We start from the raw sequence: 16,825 nt of genomic DNA, 5'->3' as shown, positions 1-16,825 counted from the left end.
TCTGGGCTTTAACGTTTTTGTTTTTGTTCGGAGAGTTTGATCCTGGCTCAGGACGAACGCTGGCGGCGTGCTTAACACATGCAAGTCGAACGCTGAAGCCCAGCTTGCTGGGTGGATGAGTGGCGAACGGGTGAGTAACACGTGAGTAACCTGCCCCCTTCTTTGGGATAACGCCCGGAAACGGGTGCTAATACTGGATATTCACTGGCCTTCGCATGGGGGTTGGTGGAAAGGTTTTTTCTGGTGGGGGATGGGCTCGCGGCCTATCAGCTTGTTGGTGGGGTGATGGCCTACCAAGGCTTTGACGGGTAGCCGGCCTGAGAGGGTGACCGGTCACATTGGGACTGAGATACGGCCCAGACTCCTACGGGAGGCAGCAGTGGGGAATATTGCACAATGGGCGAAAGCCTGATGCAGCGACGCCGCGTGAGGGATGACGGCCTTCGGGTTGTAAACCTCTTTCGCTCATGGTCAAGCCGCAACAATGGTTGTGGTGAGGGTAGTGGGTAAAGAAGCGCCGGCTAACTACGTGCCAGCAGCCGCGGTAATACGTAGGGCGCGAGCGTTGTCCGGAATTATTGGGCGTAAAGGGCTTGTAGGCGGTTGGTCGCGTCTGCCGTGAAATCCTCTGGCTTAACTGGGGGCGTGCGGTGGGTACGGGCTGACTTGAGTGCGGTAGGGGAGACTGGAACTCCTGGTGTAGCGGTGGAATGCGCAGATATCAGGAAGAACACCGGTGGCGAAGGCGGGTCTCTGGGCCGTTACTGACGCTGAGGAGCGAAAGCGTGGGGAGCGAACAGGATTAGATACCCTGGTAGTCCACGCTGTAAACGTTGGGCACTAGGTGTGGGGGCCACCCGTGGTTTCTGCGCCGTAGCTAACGCTTTAAGTGCCCCGCCTGGGGAGTACGGCCGCAAGGCTAAAACTCAAAGGAATTGACGGGGGCCCGCACAAGCGGCGGAGCATGCGGATTAATTCGATGCAACGCGAAGAACCTTACCAAGGCTTGACATGCACGGCGACACTGCAGAGATGTGGTGGCATTTAGTTGGTCGTGTGCAGGTGGTGCATGGTTGTCGTCAGCTCGTGTCGTGAGATGTTGGGTTAAGTCCCGCAACGAGCGCAACCCTTGCCCTATGTTGCCAGCACGTTATGGTGGGGACTCGTGGGGGACTGCCGGGGTTAACTCGGAGGAAGGTGGGGATGACGTCAAATCATCATGCCCCTTATGTCTTGGGCTTCACGCATGCTACAATGGTTGGTACAGAGGGTTGCGAAATCGTGAGGTGGAGCGAATCCCTTAAAGCCAGTCTCAGTTCGGATTGGGGTCTGCAACTCGACCCCATGAAGGTGGAGTCGCTAGTAATCGCAGATCAGCAACGCTGCGGTGAATACGTTCTCGGGCCTTGTACACACCGCCCGTCACGTCACGAAAGTTGGTAACACCCGAAGCCCATGGCCTAACCGTTTATCGGGGGGAGTGGTCGAAGGTGGGATTGGCGATTGGGACGAAGTCGTAACAAGGTAGCCGTACCGGAAGGTGCGGCTGGATCACCTCCTTTCTAGGGAGCCCATTTTTGGGGAACAGTTCGGCATGGCTTGTCGTGGTTGTGCCTGGTTGTTTTCTTGTGCCTGCATGTGTTCGCCACTCATGGTGGGTGGTGGGTGTGGGTGCGTGTTTTTGGGTTGGGCATAAAAAGTTCTAGCAGATGAACACACTGTCGGGTTCACGTTCAACACCGTGTGAGCGTCCGCCATCCGTTGTGGTGGTGGTTGCCTGCGCAGCCAGCCAGCAGTTGTTGGTGTGGGTTGTGTGTGGTGGGTTGTTTGTGATTTGTATAGTGGTTGCGAGCATATTTGTTCTGTACTGTTTTTTGTGTTTTGTTTAGTTTTATTGGGCATTCGGTGGATGCCTTGGCATCAAGAGCTGATGAAGGACGTTGCGGCCTGCGATATGCCTCGGGGAGCTGGCGAGCGAGCGTTATTATCCGAGGGTGTCCGAATGGGGGAACCTAACCTGGGTTGTGCTGGGTTACCATCATCTGAACGTGTATAGGGTGATGGGGGGAACGCGGGGAAGTGAAACATCTCAGTACCCGCAGGAAAAGATATTCCGTGAGTAGTGGCGAGCGAAAGCGGAGGAGGCTAAACCAGATGCGTGTGAGAGGCGGCGGCCGTTGCGTGTTTGGTGTTGTGGGGCCACATCTGATCCTTCTGCCGGGGGATCGCACCACTTGTTGTTGGGAGTTGAACAGTCTGGGAAGTCTGACCGTAGAGCGTGATAGTCGTGTAAACGGACCGGTGGCGTGTGGTGTGGGTGTGGTACCCGAGTAGCGCGGGACTCGTGAAATCTCGTGTGAATCTGCCAAGACCACTTGGTAAGCCTAAATACTACTTGATGACCGATAGTGCATAGTACCGTGAGGGAATGGTGAAAAGTACCCCGGGAGGGGAGTGAAATAGTACCTGAAACCGTGTGCCTGTAAGCCGTCAGAGCCTTGAGGGGTGATGGCGTGCCTTTTGAAGAATGAGCCTGCGAGTTAGTGATACGTGGCGTGCTTAACCCGTGTGGGGTATGCGTAGCGAAAGCGAGTCTGAAATATGGCGTTTGTCGCGTGTTCTAGACCCGAAGCGGGGTGATCTACCCATGGTCAGGTTGAAGCAGAGGTAAGACTGTGTGGAGGACCGAACCCACCAGGGTTGAAAACCTGGGGGATGAACTGTGGGTAGGGGTGAAAGGCCAATCAAACTCCGTGATAGCTGGTTCTCCCCGAAATGCATTTAGGTGCAGCGTCGCGTGGTCCCTGGTGGAGGTAGAGCTACTGGATGGCCGATGGGCCCTATGGGTTACTGACGTCAGCCAAACTCCGAATGCCATTAGGTGTAGCGCGGCAGTGAGACTGCGGGGGATAAGCTTCGTAGTCGAGAGGGAAACAGCCCAGATCATCAGCTAAGGCCCCTAAGCGTACGCTAAGTGGGAAAGGATGTGGAGTCGCGGTGACAACCAGGAGGTTGGCTTAGAAGCAGCCATCCTTGAAAGAGTGCGTAATAGCTCACTGGTCAAGTGGTTCTGCGCCGACAATGTAGCGGGGCTCAAGCGTACCGCCGAAGCTGTGGCAACAACACAGGATGCTGGCGCCAGGAACTGGATGTCGGTGTGTTGTTGGGTAGGGGAGCGTCCTGCACGAGGTGAAGCCTGGAGGGAACTTCTGGTGGATTGTGTGGGAGTGAGAATGCAGGCATGAGTAACGAATCTGCGGTGAGAATCCGCAGCGCCGATTGACTAAGGGTTCCAGGGCTAGGTTTATCCGCCCTGGGTTAGTCGGGTCCTAAGGCGAGGCCGACAGGCGTAGTCGATGGACAACCAGTTGATATTCTGGTACCGCGTTATGACCGCCCATGCTGAAGTCATTGTGCTAACCAATTTGCTCACGCCCCCACATGACCTTCGGGTCGCGTGGTGTGTGTGGGTCTTGGGGCCCCGGTGATTGTAGGCAAGCGTGTTAACAGGGGTGACGCAGACAGGTAGCTGCAGTGCGCCGATGGTTGTGCGTATTTAAGGTTGTGGCCCGCCTCCCAGGCAAATCCGGGAGGCACTAAGGGTGAGAACTGATGAGGGACACACGCGTGTGTGGACTTGTGGTGATCCTAAGCTGCCGAGAAAAGCCTCGACGTGAGGGCATAACGCGCCCGTACCCTAAACCGACTCAGGTGGTCAGGTAGAGTATACCGAGGCGTTCGAGTGAATCGTGGTTAAGGAACTCGGCAAAATTCCTCCGTAACTTCGGGATAAGGAGGACCCCGTGACTTGCGCCCGCCATTGCGTGGGTGTTGGGTTGTGGGGTCGCAGAGAATAGGGAGAAGCGACTGTTTATCAAAAACACAGGTGCGTGCGAAGCCGTAAGGCGATGTATACGCACTGACGCCTGCCCGGTGCTGGAAGGTTAAGAGGAACCGTCAACACCCCTTGTGGGTGTGAAGCGGTGAATTTAAGCCCCAGTAAACGGCGGTGGTAACTATAACCATCCTAAGGTAGCGAAATTCCTTGTCGGGTAAGTTCCGACCTGCACGAATGGCGTAACGACTTCTCCGCTGTCTCAACCGCGAACTCGGTGAAATTGCAGTACGAGTAAAGATGCTCGTTTCGCGCAGAAGGACGGAAAGACCCCGGGACCTTTACTATAGCTTGGTATTGGTGTTCGCTTGGACTTGTGTAGGATAGGTGGGAGACTGTGAAGCTGCCGCGCCAGCGGTGGTGGAGTCGTCGTTGAAATACCATTCTGGTTCAAGCGGTCACCTCAACCTTGGCCCGTAATCCGGGTTGGGGACAGTGCCTGGTGGGTAGTTTAACTGGGGCGGTTGCCTCCTAAAATGTAACGGAGGCGCTCAAAGGTTCCCTCAGCCTGGTTGGTAATCAGGTGGCGAGTGCAAGTGTACAAGGGAGCTTGACTGTGAGACCGACGGGTCGAGCAGGTGCGAAAGCAGGAACTAGTGATCCGGCCATGGCACGTGGGTGCGTGGTCGCTCAACGGATAAAAGGTACCCCGGGGATAACAGGCTGATCTTGCCCAAGAGTCCATATCGACGGCATGGTTTGGCACCTCGATGTCGGCTCGTCGCATCCTGGGGCTGGAGTTGGTCCCAAGGGTTGGGCTGTTCGCCCATTAAAGCGGTACGCGAGCTGGGTTCAGAACGTCGTGAGACAGTTCGGTCCCTATCCTCTGTGCGCGCAGGAAATTTGAGAAGGGCCGTCCCTAGTACGAGAGGACCGGGATGGACGAACCTCTGGTGTGCCAGTTGTACCGCCAGGTGCATGGCTGGTTGGCTACGTTCGGAAGGGATAACCGCTGAAAGCATCTAAGCGGGAAGCCTGCTTCAAGATGAGATTTCCACGCCCCCCCGTGGGGTGAGAGGCCCCCGCCAGACTAGCGGGTTGATAGGCCAGAGGTGGAAGCACAGCAATGTGCTCGTGAGCCGACTGGTACTAATGGGCCAACACTAAACAACAACCCAACACAACGGGTAAGAGCAAAAAACACGAACAAAACGTCGTGCCGCAACCACTATACAAACCACGATCAACCCACACCCCCACACGAACCATAGTGGGGAGCGTGTTGAACACCAAACTTGTGGTGGTCATAGCACCGGGGAAACGCCCAGCCTCCATTCCGAACCTGGAAGCTAAGCCCGGCAGCGCCAATGGTACTGCAACCGCCAGGTTGTGGGAGAGTAGGACACCGCCACAACACACGTACGGAAGCGGCCGGAGACTCAAGTCTCCGGCCGCTTCTTTTCGTTTCTCGGCCGACCTTCGTTTGCCAAACAGCCTGATCGCCTGGTACCGACGGTCAGTACTGTGCCAAGTGTCCACCACATGAAAAATCGCACGTCACGGACTAACGTCGCCCGCATATCGCTGTATCGCGTGCGATGCTATATCCATGGTCACTTCTGCACACCCGCACGGGCCTCACCACCACGGTGGCAAAGACGAGGTTCTCGCTCAACGTATGGCGGCGCACGATCGCCTTGCCCATCAATCTCAGGTAGTTCTCCGACTCGGCCAGATGCTTCTGTCGTTTGGTGCGAGTGCGTACCGCGTCAAAAAGTCGATGGCAGACCTCGCGCGCGCTGTCGGAATTTCTGAGCACCGCGCACAGGTCACCTACACGGAGATCATCGCGACTGCGTACGCGAACGGTACATTCCGCACGGAGCTCGCTGAGCAGCGCCTGATGGGCGTGAACGCAGACAAGATTGATCGCATCAACAACTACGTGGCGTCTTTGAACGGCAAGTCCGTCCGAGTCGAGGACGTGTCCGATGAGCTCGACAAGATCGCGAAGGTTCCTGGCCTCTACGACTGGTTCTCTAATGCGCTTGCCTCCGGCCTCGCCTGTGCAGCCTTCGCATTCCTGAATGGCGGGGGATGGGTCGAGTGCTCCGCCGTCGCCGTCGCCTCGTTCTTCGGGCAGGCACTGCGTCGCCAGATGTTGATCCGCCACATGAACCACTTCGGCGTGTGGATGGCCTGTGGTGCTCTCGCAGCAATGATCTACATCCTTCTCGTTGCTCCCGCACAGCATTTCCTCGGTATCGAATCGACGCACCAGGCCGGGTTTATTTCCGCGCTGCTCTTCCTGGTCCCTGGCTTCCCGCTCGTGACTGGCCTTATCGATTTGGTGCGGCAAGACTTCCAAGGTGGAGTCGGTCGCCTCGTCTACGTGACGATGCTCGTCATGTCAGCGGGTGTGGCTGTCTGGGCGATCTCGGCTGTCTTCGGCTGGTCGGTGACGCCCGAGTACGGTGTTTCGCTCGTTCCATGGTGCCACTACCTTCTGCGCTTCCTCGCCAGCTTCGTTGCTGCATACGGGTTTGCGATGCTCTTCAATTCACCGCAACGTGTGTGCGCGACGGCCGCGCTCATCGGTGCCGTTATCAACACTGCTCGTATCGCCCTGCACCTGGAACTCGGCGTTCCTGCCCCGGCTTGCGTCGGCCTCGCCGCGCTCGCAGCTGGCCTTCTCGCCGTCTTCGTGGCCCGCAGGACGCGCTTCTCGCGCGTGACCCTGTCCGTGCCTGCTGTCGTCATCATGATCCCCGGTGTGCCGCTCTATCGTGCTCTGACCTACCTGAACAACCAGCAGATCGACGATGCGCTCGCTGCGCTCTTCACGGTCATGTTCACGATCGTGGCGATCGGCATGGGCCTGGCGCTCTCCCGTATGCTGACGGATAAGAACTGGCTCGTCGAAAAGCAAGAACGAGTCCCGAACCTGTGGGAATACGAGGAGGAGAACTCATGAAGTTTGAGATCGAAGCCGGCCTGAAGCCGCCGTCATTCGAGTTTGAGTACGCGATCGACCGCGACGAGATCCGCGCCGTCGGTCGCAACATCGCGATCGTGTGTGTGGCGGCAGTGACCGCTCGAGTGCTCGTTGCGCTGATTCAGCGCTGACACGCGTTCATCGGCGAGGCCGTGGCCGGGAAACCGGTCGCGGCCTCGTTTGTACGTAGGCCGAGTTGGCAGGCATAGAGGGTTATGACAACGTACTGAGCAAGCGTCGCCCTTGTGGAGGGCGCCGCAGGGCCTGCGGGCAACCTGTGGCCACGGCCGGGCTGCTTTGTGTGCCTGCGGGCGGCGGCCCGCCCGCGAGATCGCCACACGCGAGCCTTCGGCTCGGAGTGGTCGATCTCGAAGCCCGGCCAGGCCCCGCCACCGCCCGCGGGCACCGCAGCCAGGCCTAGCAGGCCACGTGTCGGCTTTTGGAACCCCCGTGACCGCCTGCGTGTAGCGCAGCTCGGCCTTGCAGCTCGTGCAGGCCACGGCCTCCACATGAGCGGCGCGGTGCCCGGGATGGGCTTGGAGAGGGCGTCAATGCATGTGAATGGGGCCGGCCCGAAAGGGCCGGCCCCACTGTTGTCGCAGGTTTGAACCCGCTGAGAGGTTGCCGCTACATGCCGCCCAGGATCGTGGCGACGATGATCTTGCCGACCATGGCGACCGGGTAGACAAGCGCGTAGCCGAGCGACACGCGAGGATCGGCGTTGGTACGGCCGTTCGCGAAGGCGAGGACTGCGGGCTGCGTCTGCGCGCCGCCGAGCAGGCCGGCGAGCTTCGTGCCGCCCATCTTGAAGACCCAGCGCATCGTGCAGTACAGGCCGACCGCCATAATCGACGTCATGACGATGCCCAGTGCGAAGATGCGGATCCAGTCGCCCGACGTGAAGGCCTCGAGGATCTGGCCGCCTGCCTTGGCACCCGCCTGCGCGAGGAAGATCAGCAGGCCGAGCTCAGCCATCACCTGGCATGTCGTAAAGGGAAGAGCCGTCGCGATGGGGCCGATGCGGCCGACGCGGCCGAAGATGAGACCCACGATGAGCGTGCCGGCGGCGGAACCGATCGAGAAGTACTCGCCGGAGGGGGTCAGGATCGGCAGCTCGCCGATCGCGATGCCCAGCGCCATGCCGATGCCCAGGGCGATCGGGTTGAGGTCCGTGAGGCCTCGGGACGAGTCGCCGAAGAACTTCGTAATCTCAGCCATCTTGGACGTGGGGGCGACGACGCGCACGCGGTCACCCTCCTGGAGGACGAGGCCCGGCTCGGCGACCATGTCGACGTCGCCGCGGCGCACGCGCGAGATAGTCGCGGAGAACTCCTTGGCGAGGCCGAGCGAGGCGACCGTGCGGCCCGAGACCTTCGGGTTGGAGATCGTCATGCGGCGGAAGTCCAGGTAGGAGCGGTCCTGCATGAGGGAGTGAGAGGATGCATGGCCGAGCTCCGTTGCCGCACGAGCGACGAGCTCGCGGGGACCGACGACAGTCACGAGGTCACCAGGATCCAGGGTGTCGGACATCTGGGGACGGGTAATCGGGCCGGTCTCGCCGCGGCGCAGACGGGAGAAGGAGACCTTCTCGCCGAGCTTCTCGTAGATGTCGCCGACGAAGGGGTGGTCGTCGCGCTCGACGCGGATCGTGCGGTTCGACAGGGGAGAGGGGGCATCCTTATCGTTGCGGCCGTAGTGCAGTGCAGCCATCGAAGCAGCAAGCATGCCGATGACGCCGAAGAGGTAGGCGATCGAGTAACCGACGGTTGCGCGTGCAGGATCGCCGGAGGCCTCGCCGGCAGCGGCCAGAGCGGGTGTGTTCGTCACCGAACCCGCGAAGGTACCGGCGATGAGCGGAACGTCCATACCCATGGCCTTACCGACGTAGAGGCCGACGGTGGCGGTGATGCCGTAGAGGGCAACCATCGTCAGGATCGGGCCAACGGCGGTCTTCAAGTTGTGGAAGAACGACGCACCCGAGTTGATGCCGATCGCGAACGTGAAGAGCGTCAGGCCGAGAGTGCCCAGCTGGGGGGTGACTCGCAGCTCAATGCCGTAGGACTGCGCCCACGCAGCCAACGCGATGGCAAAGAAGAGAACGGCGGCGGCGCCGAGGCCAATGCCCTTGATTTTCACATGGCCGAACGCCATGCCTATACCGATGAGAAGGAAGAGGAACAGAACTGGCTGTTCGCTCAGAATCTCAAAGACCTGATGCACGATGAAATCTCCGTGTTGTGGATTGTGATATGAGGTATGTATCAATTAAAGCAGCAATACGTGCTGTGTATCTCAGTCCATCGTCCTAGATGGCGATCAGCGTCCAAAGGTCCGCACAATGAGATGGGTAAGGAGCGGAGAGCGTGGGAGCGATACGGTAAAGGCATGCTCGACGTTCGCGGAATTGGAGTCCTCGCCCTGGTCATCGTACCCGGGCGTGCGATGCCTGCCGTGTAACGTGAGGATGGATCGCACGCCGAATTCCCCGCATCCGTGCTTCTGCCGGATCTGACGGGGTTTTTTCTTTGAGACGGTCCCAACGATTGAGAGGACGAATGGTGAGCGACACCGCCAACACCACCCGCATGACCGGAGCCGAGGCTATCGTGGCCAGCCTCGAGGCCCTGGGCGTCACCGACGTGTTCGGTATGCCCGGCGGCGCGATTCTGCCGACCTACGACCCGCTGATGGCGTCGACGTCTATCCGCCACATTCTTGTCCGTCACGAGCAGGGCGCGGGCCACGCCGCCGAAGGCTACGCCCTGGCCACCGGTAAGGTCGGCTGCGCGATCGTGACGTCCGGCCCCGGCGCCACCAACGTGCTGACGGCCCTGGGTGACGCCTGTATGGACTCGGTCCCGATCGTCGTGATCTCGGGCCAGGTCGGCGCATCTCTGATCGGCAGTGACGCCTTCCAGGAAGCCGACATCGTGGGTGCGTCGATGCCCATCACCAAGCACTCCTTCCTCGTCACGGATCCTGCGGAGATCCCGGCGCGCCTGGCCGAGGCCTTCCACCTCGCGGGCACCGGCCGCCCCGGCCCTGTCCTCGTGGACATCACCAAGTCCGCGCAGGTTGCGGAGATGGACTTCTCCTGGCCTCCCGCCATCGACCTGCCCGGCTACCGCGTCGCGGACAAGCCGAACATGAAGCAGGTGCGCGCGGCCGCACGCGCGATCGCCGATGCCCAGGCCCCCGTGCTCTACGTGGGTGGCGGCATCGTGCGCTCCGGCTCCACCGACGCCCTCGCCGACCTCGTCGAGGTCACGAACGCCCCCGTCGTCACCACGCTGACCGCCCGCGGAGCGTTCCCCGACTCTGATCGCCACAACCTCGGCATGCCCGGCATGCACGGCACCGTGGCGGCCGTCGGTGCTCTCCAGCGCGCCGACCTGATCGTGGCCCTCGGCGCTCGCTTTGACGACCGCGTGACGGGCCGCCTCGACTCCTTCGCGCCCCGCGCCACCGTCGTGCACATCGACATCGACGCCGCGGAGATCTCGAAGAACCGCCACGCCGACATCCCGATCGTCGCCGACCTGGCGACCGCCCTGCCGATCCTCACCGAGGAAATCGCCCAGGCCTCGTCGGACAACAAGGCGGACATCTCCGGATGGTGGCGCTACCTCGACCGCCTGCGTACCAAGTACCCGATCGGATGGGCCGAGCCCGAAGACGGCATGATGGCGCCCCAGGAGGTCCTCAAGAAGCTCTCCGACAAGGTCGGCCCCGAGGCCATCTACGTGACGGGCGTGGGTCAGCACCAGATGTGGGCCGCCCAGTTCATCACGCTGGACAACCCGCGCAGCTTCATCTCCTCGTCCGGCTCCGGCACCATGGGCTACTGCATCCCCGCAGCCATGGGTGCCCAGGTCGCTGCCCCCGACAAGGTCGTGTGGGCGATCGACGGCGACGGCTCCTTCCAGATGACCAACCAGGAACTGGCCACCTGCACGATCAACAACATTCCGATCAAGGTCGCCCTCATCAACAACTCGGTGCTGGGCATGGTCCGCCAGTGGCAGTCCCTGTTCTTCGGCAAGCGCTACTCGAACACGACGCTCAACCCCGTCGAGGGTGAGCAGATCCCCAACTTCGAGATGCTCGCGCAGGCCTACGGCATGGCTGCGCGCACCGTTCGCTCCATCGACGAGGTCGACGAGGCCATCGAATGGGCCATGTCGATCAACGATCGCCCCGTTCTCATTGACTTCCGCGTCTCCAAGGACTCGATGGTCTGGCCGATGGTCGCTGCGGGCGTGTCCAACGATGAGATTCGTTACGCCAAGGGCATGGCGCCCGACTGGGAGGTGGAAGACTGATGACGAATCGTCACACTCTGGCCGTGTTGGTCGAAAACAAGCCTGGCGTGCTCACTCGCGTCGCCGCGCTTTTCGCCCGCCGTGCCTTTAATATCAAGTCGCTGACCGTGGGAGAGACGGAACACCCCGAAATCTCTCGCATGACCATCATCGTGGACGCAGACTCCGCGCCCATCGAGCAGGTGGTCAAGCAGCTCAACAAGCTCATCAACGTCCTCAAGGTCGTCGAGCTTGAACCCGAAGACTCCGTCGAACGGCGTCTGCTCATGATGAAGGTCCAGGCTGACGAGACCCGTCGCACCTCGGTCCTGCAGATCGTGGACCTTTTCCGCGCACACGTCGTCGACGTGCAACCCGAGTCGGTCGTTATCGAATCGATCGGCTCCCTATCCAAGCTGGAGGCGCTGCTGCGGGCCCTGGAGCCCTACGGCGTCACCGAACTCGTCCAGTCGGGCGCCGTGGCTATCGGCCGCGGGTCGCGCTCGATCACGGATCAACTGAAGGAGAAATGAAAATGGCAGAAATCATCTACGACGACGGCGCAGACCTGTCGCTGATCCAGTCCAAGAAGGTTGCCATCATTGGTTACGGTTCGCAGGGTCACGCGCACGCGCTGAACCTGAAGGATTCCGGAGTTGACGTGGTCGTCGGCCTGCGCCCCGGTTCCTCCTCGTGGGCCAAGGCTGAGGCTGCCGGCCTTGAGGTCAAGGACGTGGCCGAGGCCGTCGCCGAGGGCGACGTCGTCTCCGTGCTGCTGCCCGACCAGGTCCAGCGCTACGTCTACGCCGAGCAGATTGCCCCCAACCTGAAGGAAGGCGCCGCCCTCCTCTTCGCGCACGGCTTCAACATCCGCTACGGCTACATCGAGGTCCCCGAGGGCCACGATGTCGTCATGGTCGCCCCCAAGGGCCCCGGCCACAAGGTCCGCGAGACCTACACCCAGGGCAAGGGCACCCCGGACGTCGTCGCCGTTGAGGTGGACGCCTCCGGCCAGGCCTGGGACCTCGTCCTGTCCTACGCGAAGGCCATTGGCGGCACCCGCGCCGGCGTCATCAAGACGACCTTCACCGAAGAGACCGAGACCGACCTGTTCGGCGAGCAGGCTGTCCTGTGTGGCGGCGTCTCCCACCTGATCCAGGCCGGCTTCGAGACCCTGGTCGAGGCTGGCTACCAGCCCGAGATCGCCTACTTCGAGGTCTGCCACGAGATGAAGCAGATCGTCGACCTCATCAACGAGGGCGGCATCACCAAGCAGCGCTGGTCCTGCTCCGACACCGCTGAGTACGGCGACTACGTCTCCGGCCCGCGCGTCATCAACGAGTCCTCCAAGGAGGCCATGAAGGCTGTTCTGGCCGACATTCAGGACGGCACCTTCGCCCGCAAGTTCATCGCCGATCAGGATAACGGCGCCCTCGAGTTCAAGGCGCTGCGCGCCGAGGAAGAGGCCCACCCGATCGAGAAGACCGGCCAGAAGCTGCGCAAGGCCTTCGGCTGGACCGACTCCGACGAGGACTACACCGAGGGCAGTGCCGCGCGCTGATCTCGAGCTCCGTTTCGGATAGCTTCAAGCCCCGGCCTCGTTCCTACATGGGACGAGGCCGGGGCTCTTTTGTGCTGACAGGCGTGGGTACGCTCGGCAGGGTTTCCGCGGGGTCAGTTCGCCGGTGCCTCGTCCGCGCCGTTCGTCCACGGAAGGGAAGTGGGGGAGAGGGCATCCGCGTTGGAGACGGTGGAGATCGGTGCGACGATCACGAGGGAAGCGACGGCTGCCGACGCGACGCGCGTCAGAGTTCGACGGGAGGGGCGCACGCTCATTCCTTACTGTGAAAGACTGATTGACAGGACTAGTTTACAGGTAAGTGCTTGCTGAGCAACTAGCTATGGTCTGTTCCATTGTTCAATGTCGGTCACTATGTCCTGGTGAGGCACATTGCTTGGTGGGCTGGGTTGTTTGACAGGAGAGGGGATGTTGCTGTTGGGAGGTGTGGGCGTGGGGGTTCTGTGCGTGTTGCCCAGTTTGGTGGTGAAGGTCTGGCAGGCGCGTGTATTTTTCCGTAGTTCTGCGGTAATTGTCCTAGACGTTGATAAAAGTTGTCTGTCGTATAACTGGTTAGCGAGCATCTAAATTTGTATGATGAATCTCGTGGATAGTGAGTCATGACTCACTGACCGCTGATTGACAACCCATATCGGAAGGACCAATGATGACCCTCCGCCACTACGGGCGCGCCCTCGCGGCTGCCTCGGGAGCCGTGCTGCTCTGCGCGACTCTCTCGGTTCCCGCGCTCGCGACCCCGACCAGTGACACCGGTGCAGCTGCTCCGGTGGCGGCCTCGGCAACCGACGAAGGTTCGGCCCCCATCACCGTCACCGTCACGCGCACCGACTCCCACGGAGACAAGGTGTACGAAGGTGACCTGATCACCGTCACCGTCACCTACACCAACAACACCGACAGCGCGCTCACCGTCTTCCCGGTGGACTCGAACCTCTCCGGCGTCCTCACCACCGGCGCTCCGAACTGCCGCTGGCACAACCTCGCCGCGCACACCACCAAGCAGTGCACGACCGCCACGCACACCGTGACCGCTGACGACGTAGCGGCCGGCACTTTCACCCCGATGACCACGTGGGCGGCCACCCGTGACCGCAACGGTACCGACGTCATCGCCGGTGGCATTACCGCCAACGCCGACCCGGTGACCGTCGCCCAGGGCGATCGTCCCCCGGCCCCGGATCCGCTGGAGACCCCGCAGGACTACGCGATCGGCGACAAGGTCCGCCTCGCGTCCCCCGGCCTCGCCGGATTCAGCTGCCACCGCATCCCCGCTCTGACCACCGCCAACAACGGCTGGATCATCGCCTCGTGGGACGGTCGCCCCAACACCTGTCAGGACGCGCCTCAGGCCAACTCCATCGTCTACCGCATCTCCAAGGATGGCGGTAAGTCCTGGACCCCCATTAAGACCGCCCTCGCCGGCACCCCTGGCGCCCAGAAGATCGGCTACTCCGACCCCTCCTTCGTCGTGGACCGCACCACCGGAACGATCTTCCTGTTCTCGGTCAAGTCCTACGACGCCGGCCTCTTCCAGTCCCAGCTGGGCACCGATCCTGCGGCGCGTAACATCCTGCACGCCCACGTCGTCGAGTCCCACGACAACGGCGAGACCTGGGTGAACCCGCGCACCATCACCGACCAGGTGACCGCTGGATACGAGGGCCAGTGGTTCACCCGCTTCGCCTCCTCCGGTGAAGGCATCCAGCTGCGCTACGGCGCCCACGCCGGCCGCCTCATCCAGCAGTACGCCGTCGCCAACTCCGGCACGACCTCGCTCATGGCCGTTTCCGTCTACTCCGACGACCACGGCCAGACCTGGAAGCCCGGCGCACCCACCGAGGGCAGCGCCGACGAGAACAAGGTCGTCGAGCTCTCCGACGGTCGCCTGCTGCTCAACTCGCGCACGCAGGGCACCGCCGGCCAGCGCCTCGAAGCCATCTCCTACGACGGCGGTCAGACCTGGGGTCCCTTCCGCCACAACTGGGACCTGACGGACCCGCGTAACAACGCCTCCATCGTGCGCGCCTACCCGGATGCCCCCGAGGGCTCCGCGCGCGCTCGCGTCCTGCTCTTCTCGAACGCTGACTCCTCCAGCGCCCGCGCTAACGGCACCATCCGCGTCTCCTACGACGACGGCTTCACCTGGAACGATGGCAAGGTATTCGAGAGCGGCGAGATGGCCTACTCGACGCTGCACCCCCTCGGTGACGGCACCTGGGGCCTGCTGTACGAGTCCGGCGGCTACAAGAACATCGAGTTCATGCGCCTGGACGCCGCCTACCTCGGCCTGACCGACCCCGGCGAGGAGCCCGCTCCCGAGCCGCAGCCGACCCCGGATCCGACTCCCGAGCCGCAGCCCACCCCGGATCCGACTCCGGAACCGCAGCCCACCCCTGAGCCCGCCCCCGCGGTCACTCCCGCGCACTGGGTGAACACCGGCTCGGGCTGGAAGTGGCAGCTGGAGGACTCCAGCTACGCGACCAACCAGACCATCACGATCGGTGACGCCACCTACCGCTTCAACTCGGCGGGCATGATGGTCACCGGCTGGGATCTCCAGGACGGCAAGTGGAGCTACTACAACGCCTACGGCGCTCGCGTGAGCGGCTGGGTCAAGGACGGTTCCTGGTACTACCTGGATCCCGCGACCGGCGTTATGGCGACCGGCTGGGTGCAGGTCGACGGCACCTGGTACCTCTTCTCCGCCTCCGGCGCGATGCTCACCGGCTGGCAGCACGCCGGCAGCTGGTACTACCTGGCTCCCTCGGGCGCCATGCTCACTGGCTGGCAGCACATCGGCGTCACCTGGTACTACTTCGCCGGTGATGGCCACATGGTCACCGGCTGGCAGATGATCGACGGCCGCTGGTACTACTTCGCATCTTCGGGTGCGTGGATCTGATCCATATCTATCGCGGCCGGGGCCGGGGGAGCGTGTATGCCCTCTCGGCCCCGGCCTCGTCTATGGGGGACGTCACGGCCCAAAGAGACCACGGGTTGGACCCGTGCGGACGCGCGGCGTAGACGCGGGGGAAGATGGAGTCATGACACTGAACATCGCAGTAATCCCCGGTGACGGCATCGGCAAGGAAATCGTCCCCGAAGGCCTGAAGGTCCTGGACCGCGTCCTCGCGGACAAGGGCATCGACTACTCCACCACCCACTTCAACCTGGGTGCCGAGCGCTGGCATGCCACCGGCGACACCCTGACCGACGAGGACCTTGAGGCGATCAAGCGCCACGACGTCATCCTTCTGGGTGCGGTCGGCGATCCCTCCGTGCCCTCCGGCGTCCTCGAGCGCGGTCTGCTCCTCAAGCTGCGCTTCGCCCTCGACCACTACGTGAACCTGCGCCCCTCCAAGTACTACGAGGGCGTGCCCAGCCCCCTGGGCAACCCCGGCGACATCGACTTCGTCGTCGTTCGCGAAGGCACCGAGGGCCTCTACTGCGGCAACGGTGGCGCTGTGCGCGTGGGCACCCCGCATGAGATTGCGACCGAGGTCAGCGTCAACACCGCCTACGGCGTCGAGCGCGTCGTGCGCTACGCCTTCGAGGCGGCCGCCTCGCGCAAGAAGCACCTCACCCTCGTCCACAAGCACAACGTCCTGGTGAACGCCGGACACATGTGGCGCCGCATCGTCGACGAGGTGGGGGAGGAATACCCCGATGTGAGCGTCGACTACTGCCACATCGATGCCGCCACCATCTACATGGTCACCGACCCGGGCCGCTTCGACGTCATCGTCACCGACAACCTTTTCGGCGATATCCTCACCGACGAGGCCGGGGCAGTCACCGGCGGCATCGGCCTGAGCGCGTCGGGCAACCTGAATCCCTCGCGCGAGTTCCCCTCCATGTTCGAGCCCGTGCACGGATCCGCTCCCGACATCGCGGGGCAGGGAAAGGCAGATCCGACCGCGACTATTTCCTCGGTCGCGCTCATGCTCGACTTCATGGGATTCGCCGAGGAAGCAGAGCGTGTGCGCGCGGCGATTGACGCCGACATGGCGGCGCGCGCCGAGGCCGCGGCGGCGGGAACGCCGCTCGTGCGCTCCACCTCCCAGATCGGCGACGACATCGCAGCCAGGGTCTGAGGCATTAGTACGACGAGCGCC

Annotated in this window: 9 protein-coding genes and 3 rRNA genes; 10 read left to right on the top strand and 2 right to left on the bottom strand. The window is 62.1% G+C overall.

Features of this window, described 5'->3' with window-relative positions; genetic code table 11:
- Positions 1–24 precede the first annotated feature (24 nt).
- The 5 genes from FBF35_RS06885 to FBF35_RS10500 all read left to right on the top strand — a co-directional run bounded on the left by FBF35_RS06885 (position 25) and on the right by FBF35_RS10500 (position 6,961).
- Positions 25–1,562: ribosomal RNA gene (locus tag FBF35_RS06885) — 16S ribosomal RNA — on the top strand.
- Between the two features lie 320 nt (positions 1,563–1,882).
- A 23S ribosomal RNA gene (locus tag FBF35_RS06880) occupies positions 1,883–5,007 on the top strand.
- 124 nt (positions 5,008–5,131) lie between these two features.
- Positions 5,132–5,249: ribosomal RNA gene (rrf, locus tag FBF35_RS06875) — 5S ribosomal RNA — on the top strand.
- The 16S, 23S and 5S rRNA genes sit together here, the layout of an rRNA operon.
- 264 nt (positions 5,250–5,513) lie before the next feature.
- Positions 5,514–6,809 (top strand): threonine/serine exporter ThrE family protein, encoded by a 1,296-nt coding sequence (locus FBF35_RS06870; RefSeq protein ID WP_060567518.1) that lies wholly within the window; start codon positions 5,514–5,516, stop codon positions 6,807–6,809.
- Positions 6,806–6,961 (top strand): hypothetical protein, encoded by a 156-nt coding sequence (locus FBF35_RS10500; RefSeq protein ID WP_176748690.1) that lies wholly within the window; start codon positions 6,806–6,808, stop codon positions 6,959–6,961. The genes FBF35_RS06870 and FBF35_RS10500 overlap by 4 nt, the downstream gene beginning before the upstream one ends.
- A 496-nt stretch (positions 6,962–7,457) precedes the next feature.
- Here FBF35_RS10500 and FBF35_RS06865 read toward each other — a convergent pair whose 3' ends face one another.
- Positions 7,458–9,050: an aspartate:alanine exchanger family transporter gene (locus FBF35_RS06865; protein ID WP_060567517.1), complete on the bottom strand. Its 1,593-nt coding sequence runs from the start codon at positions 9,048–9,050 to the stop codon at positions 7,458–7,460.
- Positions 9,051–9,385: 335 nt separating this feature from the next.
- Here FBF35_RS06865 and FBF35_RS06855 point away from each other — a divergent pair, with 335 nt between their 5' ends.
- Genes FBF35_RS06855 through ilvC form a run of 3 tightly spaced genes read left to right on the top strand, consistent with a single transcriptional unit; the run spans position 9,386 to position 12,692 of the window.
- Positions 9,386–11,152 carry an acetolactate synthase large subunit gene (locus FBF35_RS06855; protein WP_060567516.1) on the top strand — a complete coding sequence of 589 codons (1,767 nt, stop codon included), beginning with the start codon at positions 9,386–9,388 and terminating at the stop codon, positions 11,150–11,152.
- On the top strand, positions 11,152–11,664 hold the full coding sequence (gene ilvN, locus FBF35_RS06850) for an acetolactate synthase small subunit (protein ID WP_003792759.1): 513 nt from the start codon (positions 11,152–11,154) through the stop codon (positions 11,662–11,664). Before FBF35_RS06855 ends, ilvN begins: the two co-directional genes overlap by 1 nt.
- Before the next feature lie 2 nt (positions 11,665–11,666).
- The gene (gene ilvC, locus FBF35_RS06845; RefSeq protein WP_039929700.1) at positions 11,667–12,692 is read left to right on the top strand and encodes a ketol-acid reductoisomerase; all 1,026 of its coding nucleotides are present in this window, start codon (positions 11,667–11,669) and stop codon (positions 12,690–12,692) included.
- 113 nt (positions 12,693–12,805) lie between these two features.
- On the opposite strand, the gene FBF35_RS10495 is transcribed toward ilvC, so the two are convergent.
- Complete coding sequence (locus FBF35_RS10495; RefSeq protein ID WP_187348941.1) at positions 12,806–12,961, bottom strand: hypothetical protein; 156 nt, start codon at positions 12,959–12,961, stop codon at positions 12,806–12,808.
- A 395-nt stretch (positions 12,962–13,356) separates the two neighbouring features.
- Between FBF35_RS10495 and FBF35_RS06840 the strand changes: the two genes are divergently transcribed.
- The gene (locus FBF35_RS06840; RefSeq protein ID WP_060567515.1) at positions 13,357–15,612 is read left to right on the top strand and encodes a sialidase family protein; all 2,256 of its coding nucleotides are present in this window, start codon (positions 13,357–13,359) and stop codon (positions 15,610–15,612) included.
- A 142-nt stretch (positions 15,613–15,754) separates the two neighbouring features.
- Complete coding sequence (locus tag FBF35_RS06835; protein ID WP_060567514.1) at positions 15,755–16,804, top strand: 3-isopropylmalate dehydrogenase; 1,050 nt, start codon at positions 15,755–15,757, stop codon at positions 16,802–16,804.
- Positions 16,805–16,825: the final 21 nt, after the last annotated feature.

The sequence above is a fragment of the Schaalia odontolytica genome, from assembly GCF_005696695.1.
Lineage (GTDB): Bacteria > Actinomycetota > Actinomycetes > Actinomycetales > Actinomycetaceae > Pauljensenia > Pauljensenia odontolytica_C.
This window is presented reverse-complemented; position numbering and strand designations above follow the sequence as displayed.